The following is an 11,855-nucleotide window of genomic DNA, read 5'->3' as shown; positions in this document are numbered from 1 at the left end:
CTTAGTCTATCCCTAAAAATTGTTTAAGCACAGGGATGAGTAACGTAATGGGAGGTTGTGTTTTTGTTATGATCTCCGCTTTACACAACGTACCATTAGTTACAAGCATATTAGGTCCTTTGGAGGTGGTCCACTTATAATGACTGGGTGTATTGGCTTTGATTAAACTGATGCGCACATAAAGCTGAGGACCGTCTTTGGTAAAATCTTGTACTAATTTTTCATTTGACAGTACGGCCATCATACTCGTTTCACTGCTAGGGAAACCTGCCACATCATCAACAACCCCAACGATACTGCCATACTCTTGTTTTTTAATAGTACTCGGTATGACTTGAGCTGGCATTCCTTTTAAAATCACTTTTCCCATTCCTGCAGGGACATAAATAACAGCATCTACTGTTTCAGCTAAGGGTTCAATATCCATAACTTTAAATCCTGAGCGAATAATTTCTCCGGGTTTGCCAATGATGTTAATAACTTCACCATCAATGGGGCTTACAATGATACTATGGACTTTAATTTTTTTTTGAAGAAAGGTGACCTCATGTTGAGCGTGTAAAATTCGATTTTTAAGTTCGACTAATCGCTGTTGGTTGGCTTCCGAACGACGCTTAAATTCAATAATGTTGTCTGCGATTTTTTTGCTAATTTCATCACGGAGTTGTATTTCTTTAAAGTAATTACTTTTAAGTTCCGCTAAGGCTTGACGAGATATTACTTTGTCTACAAGTTTTTCACGCTCATCTAAAGCCTTTTTTAAATATTGCAAATGAAGATTGGCATTTTCTAAATCTTTTGCCCAGTTTTTACGGAGTGTTAAATTATTTTGTTGCTCGAGTTTAAAATCCTTTTGGATAAAGCTCTGTAAGTTATCCAATTGTTGTTGTAATGTCGCTAAACTCTGCTGTTTATTTTCCAATTCAATAAGGAGAAGTGGAAGTTTAATGGTGGCTAATTTCTGCCCTTTTTTCACTTGCTCACCTACTTCCACTTCAATCGTTAGTAGACGACCTGAATCTTCAGCTATAGCATCATATATTTTCTGCCCTCCACTAATCAAAATACCATTGCCGGATATTTTTGTATCTATACTCCCCCAAATAGACCAGATAACAATCATGGTCAGAAGTAGTATCAATATTAATAAGATAATCCAGTTTAAAGGAGGAACAATCCGAAAGAGAGTGTCTAATTTTTCAGGACTGTTTAGACGTTGAAGGCTTTTTTTGCGAAACAATTTTGTCATATATTTCGGGCCTGTGATTCTTTAATAGTTTTAGATGCTTGTTTTGAATAACTTCTTTGTTTTAACTATAGAATAGTTGTGGACTAATGCGTACTTTCCCGGTTATTTCCTGTTTCAAATCTCTTGATAGCGACTTCATTATCTTTCTAGATTAGGCACGCATTTTGAAAAGAGCTCCCATGAGCTAGGGACAGCTGTAACTGCTTTTTTTAAGGTTATTATTGAGTTTGACTCAAACCTTGGCTGTTGTAGAGACTACTTTCAATTGTGATGGTACTCCGATATACCCCCTGTTTAGTGCAAGAATTTATGCCGACGAGATAAGTTTTGAAGAGAGATTTGGCTCGTCATGCTGCAGTCCCACCTTTTTATAATTTGGTGACCATCGTTAGAAACGATCCAGATCTGGCACCTTTCTATGTGGTGCGCTTAAAATTTTTACTGCAATTTTATTATTGTGAGCAAACTTTATTGCAACGCATAAAAAATCTTGGTCTGAATGGAAAAATACTGGTACCCATAAATAATATTGCTTTATTATTTAAAATATTAGCTATACTTTGAAGCGCAAGGTAAATGCATCTAATGTGTGAAATTAAATTGTCTATGCGCCGTTTTCCACGTCTTTATATGAAGATTGTATAGCTGCTGAGTATAAAGCACGACAAGGGCAAATGAGGCATTTTATGAGCAAATTTAAAATGTGTTTACTCTAAATTGAATCGTACAATCAACAAGGAAGATAATAATGAAAAAATTAATTGCTATTCTATTCGTAGCAACAACTTTGAGCACTGTAGGCTATGCTAGCTCTGGCACTAGCACAAGCACAGATAGTGGTACTAGCACAAGCACAGATAGTGGTACTAGCACAAGCACAGATAGTGGTACTAGCACAAGCACAGATAGTGGTACTAGCACAAGCACAGATAGTGGTACTAGCACAAGCACAGATAGTGGTACTAGCACAAGCACTGATAGCGGCACTAGCACTGGTACAGATAGTGGCACTAGCACTGGTATGGATACCAACACTAGTAGCGACACAGACTCTAGTACAACTCATTAATAGTTTTGTTTATCATATTGTTTTACTTAAAGCCCCCCATTGTTTTGTGTAATGAGGGGCTAAACTCATATTGCTTGATAAGAAACCAGAGGCAGATCACTTTATTGAGTATTAGAGGGACTTGCTAACACGGTTTGAATTGGAGAAACAAATTCTCTGTTATTTAGTGCAACATTACAAAAACCAGCTACCACTTTACCCACATAAAATCGTTCATTTAGTTTAATCTGACAAGCATATAAAATTCGAATTCCTTCTTGTGTCGGCTCAGCTCCAAGACCAAGCATGGGAAATTTACTGGGATAAGCTGTCCAAAATGCGGGTGTTTTATCATGGGTTGCAAGAATCTGATAATTGTCGCTTGAAAATGATTGTCCTGCATAAGTAATAACACATTGATTATCAAAAAATAAGCCAATTTGATAGCCGTTATTATATTGTGCGCGACAAATATAGAGGGTCTTGTCATTACGATAGCCGGCAACAAAATTTTTTTGCCCTTGTTCTTTTGTCCAGAATAAATTTAATTTTGCTAGTTGTTTATCAATGTCTGTAATTACTTGATCAATCGTTAATCCCGCTGAGGCCATTGCAGGTGCTACAGGAGGTATAATTGGTCCTGACTGAAAAAGAGTCTGTTGGTGTGTGGTTTTTGCAAAACCTATTTTGGTATGAATAGGATAAAAGGGGTTGTTTAATAATAGCATTGCAAGTAAGAAAAATAATGCAATAATTTTATTGCCAGAGGTTATCCAACGTCGTTGAATATCTGCTGGCATAAATGCAGCATTGGCGTAAGAGGCACAATAGAGCAAAGCAACGAGCAGACATAAGCCAAAATTGATAGGGAGACTATAAAATTGGATAAGACGATAGCTAAGAATTGCGCAAAGACAGAACAAAACTACGCGATAAACTTTGAGTAATAGAGATAACCAAAGCGAAGGGTGAATTTGCTCATTCCCTGTTTGAAAATGTGCATTAAAAAAGATAATTCCTATTATTACCAGGCTGGCTAATAGATATTCGGGTGCTATCAGGGTGTTTTGTACAGGCTGTGCTATTGCATTTAGATATAAAAGAAAATAGATAATTGAAATTACAGCTAGGAGCGGTAGCAAAAAATGCATCATTCGCAAGAGTAAAAAGCGTAAACTATGAATGGTTTTTTTGTGTTGATGAGCAATCCCTAAACCTATGAAAAAGAGTACTGTATTAATGAGAACATACACATTAAAATTGTTATAATATAAATTCCATAAAAGATCATTACCTACTGTTTTAAACATACCCGCGGCTAAAATAAGCAACAATTTTGCAATGCCAGAAAAGATACTTGCCGCAATCAGTAGAATAAAACTATCCCATACTGCAGAAAAGAGGGTTGGATACCTCATACGCCAGCTATTATCATGATGATAAGCATAATGAAAAGAATGACCTACATAAGCCACCAAAGGAAATAAAATCAGAAAAGAGATGATTTGTTCGAGATTATTGGCTAGTTCTGATAGGGTAGGTTTTAAGGAAAGATGGAGCGGTATAAACGGCGATGCCAGTAATATTGCTAAACCAAGGCTAGTTAGTATTAACCGAAAATTATTTTTTTCATTGTAACTTAAACCATAAAATAAACAGAAAAGCAGGATTGTGCTATAAAAGAAACTATTTGTATTATTAAAGTAATGTAAAATATCAGTCACGCTACCTAATAACAATCCTAGAACTAGAAAAATTAACATTCCTTTTTTTGTCTCAGTCATGATTTTAAAAGATTATATTGGTTATTACTGACAATAAACGATTTCCTTTCTTAATACCATATCCCAATATCTATGTTCTGCCCTCTATACGCAGAATCTAAAAGTCATCAAAGTTAGATGAGGAAGAGATTTTGTATCAAAAAATTAAAAGGGATTATCGTGATCAATGATTTTGCGAAATGACCTTAATATTTATTTAATAATAATAAAATAAAATTAAAAGAATATTGTTTTATTTGGAAGGCAAAATGCCTATTTCTGAATTCCATACCTATGAAGAATATGAAAAATTAAAAGATGATATTCGGGCCAAAATATGCGTCGAAAATGTAGAGGATATTCTTCAAAATTCTAAAAATGAGCTCTTTATACGACTTGTAAATCTTAATATTGAGGACATAAAAGAAATTGAGGAATTTTATTTGATTGCTTTTAAAATTACTACTGCTTTATCTTTAATTTGGGCCAAAGATACAGCGCATATACAAAGAATTCCAGTGGAAATAGCTCTAGAAAAATTTAGTACAGATGAGATGTTAGCCTGTATGAAGAAAGCTTTTGAAAAGGAAATAGGCCAATCTTATTTGGTCAAAATAATGGAAATTGACAAACTACATCTGCCTGCAAAAGAAAGCTGGGCACCGATTCATGCTCGATTTGAAGCGCTTGCCAGGATATTAATGCAAAATGAGAAGATTTTTAATCTCACAACAATTGTTAATAATAAGATTGCTTTTCTAGAGAAAAAGGAGAGGGAGTTTAATAACGAGGATGAGTATGATTGTAGTGACTCTGTAAAGAATTTAATAGACGGTATTAAACAAAGTACTTTTCAATATTTGGCTGACAACAATGGAAAGATTTTTCAAGAAAATTTGAAGAAAGTCTTTTCTGCAGCCTACCTTGTTTTGGAGCCCAAAGGATGGAGAAAAATTCTAGATAAAATTGCCCAAGCAATTATTACTGCAGTTACAAGGCAGGAAACTCATTTTTCCTTCTTTAATAACTCTATTAAAGACAATATGAACAAGCTTAAAAATGATATTAAAAAGAATGTTGAAGAGAACGACTCAAATGAGCCTGGGACAAGCGATTTAGATGAACCCGTAGATAATCCCGAAACAGGTGGTGTGGATGAGTCTAACTTAAATTCGCTAGATAAACACTTATAAAATCTTACCTAAGGGGTGAATTCGGTCAATACTAAAGTCTGCTCTGCTTGCTCAATGTTCTCATTGGAAACTGACTTTTTAAGGGTAAAGAAGGAGCTACGAGTCACTGCATTAACTAACGCTTTTAATAGATTTTGTAGATAAGGCCCCCAATCCAGATCCTTTTCAAGCTCCGATTTTGCTTCGGTGATTGCTTTTTCACAAGCTCTTCTAAATTCTTTCCCTGCATTTGCTACGTCAATACCAGGTGTTGATTTTCTTAAAGCTTCATAATACTTGATTTTGGCTGCCTGTAATTTTAATAACAGCGCTCGTGCTTTTATAGTCGCATCCAAGGAATAATGCTGGTCAATTTTACCAATTTTACTTGTAAGTGTTGCTAATGCATTATCAATTCTGGATTTCGTTGATTCAATAAATAATTGATGTTGTTTTTTACTCTGTTCTTCAAGTGCTTTTTCTAAATGGGGTTGCTTATTAGATGCTGTCTCAAATTTACTCTCTGAGAAATCTGATTGTTGTCTATGCGCTGTATAATCTTCTAGGTCATGTTTTGCTATATGTGCCACTTTGTCACTAAAGTCAGATGGCTTTTTATCTGCTGTTTTCCTACCTAGACCAGATTCCTTGGCAGTCGTTGTTTCAGCTTCTACTTTGGATTGTTTGGTAGTAGTTGTTTCAGCTTCTACTTTGGATTGTTTGGTAGTGGTTGTTTCAGCTTCTACTTTGGATTGCTTGGTAGTGGTTGTTTCAGCTTCTACTTTGGATTGTTTGGTAGTGGTTGTTTCAGCTTCTACTTTGGATTGTTTGGTAGTGGTTGTTTCAGCTTCTACTTTGGATTGCTTGGTAGTGGTTGTTTCGACTCCTACATCAGATTGTTTGGTAGCCGTTGTTTCAGCTCCTACATCAGATGCTTTTTTATCTGTAGCTTCAGTTCCGAGATCAGATTGCATTTTATCTGCTTCTTGGAGGGAGGTGAGATCCAGTGAAAAAGCTTGTTCAAGTGCGAACTGTTCTTCCCAATGTAGAAAAGACCTTAAGAAAGGTAATTGTGCTTTTGTCTCACTAGATAATTTAAAACAAAAGGGGCTGTCATTAGCCTGAATTTTTATAAAATTAAAAAAAGAAACTAAATCATATCTAGACACAATAGTTTGTTTATCTTTAGTTGAAAAGGGAATGCCTTTCAAACGAAAATAATCTTGAATTTTTGAGTCGGCTGAAAAAGCAGGAACAAGAGCATCATTATGAATAATTAGATTAATCATACATTCTTGCTGGACCTGATTACTTTTTTTAGCTTTGGTTTCAGGCTGAAATATTGTTTCCGGAATCTTGGAAGTCCAATGATTCCCATAATGATTAATAATTATTTCAGGCTCGCCCTCTTGGAAAAAAGGACTGGCGTTATTTCTATGGAGATGTAACACAATAATTGTGTCATAGAAGGTATCAATACTTCCACCCTTATTGCGCTCCATGCATTCTCCTTGAATGGCACGGTGCAAAACCATCAATGTTTCTTCTGTACCCCAAACAAACTCTTCTTTTAAGTGCTCTTTATACTTATTAAGATAGCGATCATCATCTTCTAGAAAAAAAGCAATAGTCTTTTCTCTGAGAATATTGTCTAGAATATGGGCCTGATGAAATTTGATATCAGATTCAGTGAGCTTAGCAGGAGGTTTAGTTTGCTCTTTAAGCTCTTCTTCCTTTAGTCCCCATTGTTGTTCAAGTTTCTTTACAACATCAGGCATTATTGTTGCAGCAAATTTTTCCAATGCCACTTTCATATCAGGAACTCGATATATCTCAGCCTCAGTAAAATTTCTATTATTGAATTCATGAGTGATAAGGTCAGAAAAATCTGATTTAATAGCTTTCAATGATTGCTTAATGTAATATTCCAGACCATATTTGGTGGCTGTAAATAATGAAGTGGCAGGGGGATCTGCCTTAAATTCAACTTTTGTATGTTCTGCTGCCAAATCTCTTGTTGCTCTTCCAAGAATAGGCTCAATAATTGTTTCAATTTCTGTTTTTGTGAACTGTTGGCGGGGATCTTTAGATAATAATTTGTTTAGTTCAGCTTTCTGACTTTCATTAAGTTTTAGTTTAGTCAGAATATCTTCAACTATTTCTTTACTTTTTTGGGCGCGCAAAAAATACATTAATGAAATGCTATACGCGTAATACATACAATTGCCACGACCGCTGTTATCGACAGATAACATACCTTTACCTATAAGAAATGATTAAGAAGAGTTCTGATTAATAATAAATCATCAAGCTTAAGGAAATATTATGTGTGAGGAGAGTTTTTATCAAAATAAATGTCATAAATTTGTTTACCTAATACTTCATAACTTCTTATATTTCATATCCTAATCTATAAATAATAGAGCCCGGCCTAGAGGTATAGTGGGTAAAATTACGTAAGACAATTAACATAACAAAAAAGAATAAATATTATACTGTCTGTGTATTATTTCATATGGGGGAATTATGAAAGCGCCGAATAAAAAATCAAAGATTACAGCTCAAAAAACAGGAGTGGGTGTTGGCATTATTGCTGTAATCATAGCAGGGATCTCGGCTGCCGGGGCTACTATAGGAACAGCCTTGGGCTCATTGGTTTTTCCAGAGCTCGGTACAGCTGCTGGTGCCGCGCTGGGTACAATGTTCGGTACCATATGGAATGTTTTGTTTTGGAGTGAGTAATAGCCTTCGGGCGCACTGAAGTGCGTCCAAAATGCTTCGCCGCGCTTTGCGCTCTTCGCTTCGCATTTTGTCGAACCTCTTTCGATTCGAACACTTCCGGGCCAAGGACTTCCGTGCTTTGGCCTGTATTTCGGAGTGATTTGGATTCTTTTGATTCTAAAGATGGCGCGCCCGGAAGGATTCGAACCTCCGACCCCCTGGTTCGTAGCCAGATACTCTATCCAACTGAGCTACGGGCGCGTGTTCTATTGGCGGAGAGAGAGGGATTCGAACCCTCGATGGGATTTCTCCCATACTCCCTTAGCAGGGGAGCGCCTTCGACCTCTCGGCCATCTCTCCATTCAATGGAGGCGAAGTATAGCAGGTATTTAGGACACGTCAACTCTATAAAAAATCTTTTTTATTATCAAATCTATAAAAGCTTACAAAACAGCAGGATAACTGCTATCTTTTATAAGATAATTTGAACGATTGTCAGCTGCATTGACAACTATCAGGAGGAGTAATGAAGCTCAAATCGAATTTAAGCGGTAGAGACGTATATGTAGTAGATGGCAGTCGGACTCCATTTCTAAAAGCAAAAGGAGTAGGTCCTTTTACAGGCTCTGATTTGGCGGTGGCAGCTGGAATGCCACTATTAAATCGTCAACCTTTTTCGCCTACGGAACTGGATGAAGTCATCATTGGGTCTGCTATGCCCGGTCCTGACGAAGCAAATATTGCAAGAGTTATTGCTTTACGATTGGGATGTGGCGAAGGTGTACCTGCCTTTACCGTAATGAGAAATTGTGCTTCTGGCATGCAAGCTCTTGATAATGCAGCAATGCAAATTGCTAACGGTCGTAGTGATCTTGTCCTTGCTGGGGGAACAGAGGCAATGAGTCACGCCCCATTGTTATTTAACCAAAAAATGGCTTCCTGGTTGGCCAGTTGGTTTGCTGCTAAAACGATGGGCCAACGGGCTGTGCTAATGACTAAGTTTAGACCTTCATTTCTTGCGCCCGTTATTGCTTTATTAAGAGGGTTAACCGATCCGATTGTTGGTTTAAATATGGGACAAACTGCTGAAAAGGTAGCTTATCGGTTTAATCTTACCCGCGAACAAATGGATAGCTTTGCCAGTGAAAGTCATCGCCGTTTATCGCTAGCCTATGCTGAAGGACGTATGGAAGAGGTTATACCAATTATTGATTACAAAGGACGCGTCTATCCTCAAGACGATGGAATACGTCCTGATTCTACAGTCGAAAAATTAGCGAAATTGAAGCCTTATTTTGACAAAAAATATGGCATGGTTACTCCTGGTAATAGTTCACAAGTAACTGATGGTGCTTGTCTATTGTTACTGGCGAGCGCTGACGCGATAAAAAAATATAACTTACCAGTTCTTGGACGCATTGTTGATTCGCAATGGGCAGCTCTGGATCCATCACAGATGGGATTGGGTCCTGTTCATGCTGCAACACCAATTATGCAGCGTCATAATCTAAAACCTGCTGATTTTGATTGTTGGGAAATTAATGAGGCGTTTGCAGCGCAGGTTCTTGGATGTTTAGCTGCTTGGGATGATGAAGAGTATTGCCGTACACAGTTAGGTTTAAAACAAGCTATGGGAGCTCCTTCATTGGGGCGATTGAATAAAGACGGTGGGGCAATCGCTGCTGGTCATCCGATTGGCGCAAGCGGAGCACGCATTGTGTTACATGTACTTCAGTCACTCAAACAGCAAAATGGAAGTCGAGGTATGGCAGCCATTTGTATTGGTGGTGGACAAGGAGGCGCAATGTATCTGGAACGTGTAACAGAGGTGAAAGGACATGAGTAACTATAAACACTGGGAATTACAAACGGATGCAGATCACATCGCTTGGTTAGCTATCAATCGACAAGATACTGCTGTTAACGCGATTAACAACGATGTTTTAGATGAATTAAATAGCCTGCTACAAGAAATCGGCCAACGCTCTAATCTAAAAGGATTAATCATTTATTCTGGTAAGAATAAAGGTTTTATCGCTGGAGCAGATGTTAATGCATTTTCACAATTTACAGCCCCAGCGGAAGCAGTCGATTTTTTAAGAAAAGGCCAAGCTGTTTTTTCTCGCTTAGAAGCATTATCAATTCCTACTGTAGCGATGATAGATGGTTTTTGTATGGGTGGAGGATTGGAACTAGCGCTTGCCTGCAATTATCGTGTAGCTAGTGATGACAAAGATACCCGTATAGGCTTACCTGAAATTATGTTGGGTATTCATCCAGGGTGGGGTGGGACTGTTCGTTTACCAAGATTGATTGGTGGTTTTAATGCCTTATCCAAAGTAATTTTAACTGGTGCACCACTTAGTGCAGAAAAGGCCAAATATCTGGGCGTGGTTGATGATGTGGTTCCTTTAAGACAATTAAAGCGGGCAGCAGTTTATTTTATAAAAAATAAACCACCGAAACATAGACCAAGCTTTGCACAATCAATAACTAACTATTCTTGGATACGTGCTTTACTTGCATTGGTGTTGCGTTATAACGTCGCCAAACGGGTATCAAAGGAACATTACCCAGCACCTTTTGCGGTGATTGATCTTTGGGAAAAAGAAGGTGGAATAGGCGAACGAGCTTATCTTAAGGAAGCAGATTCTGTTGAGCAGCTTGTCAGCCAAGGTGATACTTCTCGCAATCTAATACGGGCATTTTTACTGCGAGAGCGCATGAAAGCATTTGCCAAAGATAGTGATTTCAAAGCCCAACATGTACATGTTATTGGTGCTGGTGTCATGGGTGGTGATATAGCAGCTTGGTGTGCGTTAAGAGGAATGCGTGTTACTTTACAGGATAAATCTCATTTACAAATCGCTCCTGCAATTGGGCGTGCCTATGCTTTATTTAAAAAGAAATTACGGAAGCCTCGCCTTATCCAGGCCGCAATGGATCGTTTGATTGTTGATTCTGAGGGGCACGGTATTGCTCGTGCTGACGTGATTATTGAAGCTGTTTTTGAAAATTTAGAAGTTAAACAAGCAATTATGCAACAAGTTGAAGCCAAAGCTAAAAAAGATGCAATTATTGCTACTAATACGTCAAGTATTCCCCTTGATGAAATAAGTCAGGTAATGAAAAATCCTGAGCGTTTGGTTGGGATTCATTTCTTTAATCCTGTTGCGAAAATGGAACTCGTTGAAGTCGTGAGTAGCTCTAAAACCACCAAAAAGGTTTGCAAAGATTCTTGTGCATTTGTTAACCAAATTGGACGCTTGCCTTTGCCTGTAAAATCCAGTCCTGGGTTTTTAATCAATCGTGTACTAATGCCTTACCTCATGGAGTGTGTTCAGCTGCTTGAGGAAGGATACAGCGGTGAAGAAATTGATGAGGCAGCAAAAGATTTTGGTATGGTAATGGGACCAGTTGAATTAGCTGATACAGTAGGGATGGATGTTTGTTTGGCTGTGGCTGAAAATTTAACCAGTCATTTTGGTGGCACCGTTCCTCAAAGATTGCGTGATATGGTCAAAGAGGGCAAGCTTGGTCGTAAAACAGGTCAAGGATTTTATCGTTATAAAAATGGCAAACCTGTTAAGCAAAAGGTAACAAGTACTAAATCAGCTAAGGATATTGCTAATCGACTGATCTTGCGCATGGTTAATGAAGCTGCTACTTGTCTCCGAGAAGGAGTTGTTGCAGACAGCGATTTATTGGATGGTGGAATGATTTTCGCTACAGGTTTTGCACCTTTCCGTGGCGGTCCAATGAACTATGCCAAACACTTCGGCCACGATAAGTTAAATGAGCTTTTTGCAAAATTAGAAGCTCAATATGGCGAGCGTTTTAAGGCTGATGCCAGCTTATAATTTGATGGCAATTTAGCTATTTATCTTACTAAACGGCAAGGT

General features: G+C 37.7%; 9 protein-coding genes and 2 tRNA genes. 6 read left to right on the top strand and 5 right to left on the bottom strand.

The features are described from left to right. Position 1 precedes the first annotated feature (1 nt). On the bottom strand, positions 2-1,249 hold the full coding sequence (locus PXX05_RS06490; RefSeq protein WP_275090245.1) for an NHLP bacteriocin system secretion protein: 1,248 nt from the start codon (positions 1,247-1,249) through the stop codon (positions 2-4). Between the two features lie 327 nt (positions 1,250-1,576). On the opposite strand from PXX05_RS06490, the gene PXX05_RS06485 reads away from it, so the two are divergent. Both PXX05_RS06485 and PXX05_RS06480 read left to right on the top strand, forming a co-directional pair. Then, complete coding sequence (locus tag PXX05_RS06485; RefSeq protein ID WP_275090244.1) at positions 1,577-1,813, top strand: hypothetical protein; 237 nt, start codon at positions 1,577-1,579, stop codon at positions 1,811-1,813. 239 nt (positions 1,814-2,052) lie between these two features. Then, on the top strand, positions 2,053-2,370 hold the full coding sequence (locus PXX05_RS06480) for a hypothetical protein (protein WP_275090243.1): 318 nt from the start codon (positions 2,053-2,055) through the stop codon (positions 2,368-2,370). Between the two features lie 49 nt (positions 2,371-2,419). On the opposite strand, the gene PXX05_RS06475 is transcribed toward PXX05_RS06480, so the two are convergent. Then, positions 2,420-4,081 (bottom strand): DM9 repeat-containing protein, encoded by a 1,662-nt coding sequence (locus PXX05_RS06475; RefSeq protein WP_275090242.1) that lies wholly within the window; start codon positions 4,079-4,081, stop codon positions 2,420-2,422. Between the two features lie 248 nt (positions 4,082-4,329). Between PXX05_RS06475 and PXX05_RS06470 the strand changes: the two genes are divergently transcribed. Further along, positions 4,330-5,253, top strand: a complete 924-nt coding sequence (locus PXX05_RS06470; protein ID WP_275090241.1) for a hypothetical protein — start codon at positions 4,330-4,332, stop codon at positions 5,251-5,253. Between the two features lie 8 nt (positions 5,254-5,261). Here PXX05_RS06470 and PXX05_RS06465 read toward each other — a convergent pair whose 3' ends face one another. Then, positions 5,262-7,487, bottom strand: a complete 2,226-nt coding sequence (locus PXX05_RS06465) for a superantigen-like protein SSL4 (protein WP_275090240.1) — start codon at positions 7,485-7,487, stop codon at positions 5,262-5,264. Positions 7,488-7,758: 271 nt separating this feature from the next. Between PXX05_RS06465 and PXX05_RS06460 the strand changes: the two genes are divergently transcribed. Beyond that, positions 7,759-7,974 carry a hypothetical protein gene (locus PXX05_RS06460; RefSeq protein ID WP_275090239.1) on the top strand — a complete coding sequence of 72 codons (216 nt, stop codon included), beginning with the start codon at positions 7,759-7,761 and terminating at the stop codon, positions 7,972-7,974. Between the two features lie 163 nt (positions 7,975-8,137). Here the strand turns inward: PXX05_RS06460 and PXX05_RS06455 are convergent. Then, positions 8,138-8,214: transfer RNA gene (locus tag PXX05_RS06455), tRNA-Arg, on the bottom strand. 9 nt (positions 8,215-8,223) lie between these two features. Beyond that, a tRNA-Ser gene (locus PXX05_RS06450) sits at positions 8,224-8,313 on the bottom strand. A 166-nt stretch (positions 8,314-8,479) separates the two neighbouring features. Between PXX05_RS06450 and PXX05_RS06445 the strand changes: the two genes are divergently transcribed. Next, the gene (locus tag PXX05_RS06445; protein ID WP_275090238.1) at positions 8,480-9,799 is read left to right on the top strand and encodes an acetyl-CoA C-acetyltransferase; all 1,320 of its coding nucleotides are present in this window, start codon (positions 8,480-8,482) and stop codon (positions 9,797-9,799) included. Beyond that, positions 9,792-11,813 (top strand): 3-hydroxyacyl-CoA dehydrogenase NAD-binding domain-containing protein, encoded by a 2,022-nt coding sequence (locus PXX05_RS06440; RefSeq protein ID WP_275090237.1) that lies wholly within the window; start codon positions 9,792-9,794, stop codon positions 11,811-11,813. Before PXX05_RS06445 ends, PXX05_RS06440 begins: the two co-directional genes overlap by 8 nt. Positions 11,814-11,855 lie beyond the last annotated feature (42 nt).

The organism is Legionella cardiaca (assembly GCF_029026145.1).
GTDB lineage: Bacteria > Pseudomonadota > Gammaproteobacteria > Legionellales > Legionellaceae > Tatlockia > Tatlockia cardiaca.
The sequence above is the reverse complement of the archived record's forward strand: the minus strand, read 5'-3'. Positions and strand labels throughout refer to the sequence as shown.

Coding starts and splice junctions, on each gene's coding strand:
- PXX05_RS06475 (WP_275090242.1), bottom strand. CDS start 4,081: ATGACTGAGACAAAAAAAGGAATGTTAATTTTTCTAGTTCTAGGATTG.
- PXX05_RS06445 (WP_275090238.1), top strand. CDS start 8,480: ATGAAGCTCAAATCGAATTTAAGCGGTAGAGACGTATATGTAGTAGAT.
- PXX05_RS06460 (WP_275090239.1), top strand. CDS start 7,759: ATGAAAGCGCCGAATAAAAAATCAAAGATTACAGCTCAAAAAACAGGA.
- PXX05_RS06490 (WP_275090245.1), bottom strand. CDS start 1,249: ATGACAAAATTGTTTCGCAAAAAAAGCCTTCAACGTCTAAACAGTCCT.
- PXX05_RS06465 (WP_275090240.1), bottom strand. CDS start 7,487: ATGTTATCTGTCGATAACAGCGGTCGTGGCAATTGTATGTATTACGCG.
- PXX05_RS06480 (WP_275090243.1), top strand. CDS start 2,053: ATGCTAGCTCTGGCACTAGCACAAGCACAGATAGTGGTACTAGCACAA.
- PXX05_RS06440 (WP_275090237.1), top strand. CDS start 9,792: ATGAGTAACTATAAACACTGGGAATTACAAACGGATGCAGATCACATC.
- PXX05_RS06470 (WP_275090241.1), top strand. CDS start 4,330: ATGCCTATTTCTGAATTCCATACCTATGAAGAATATGAAAAATTAAAA.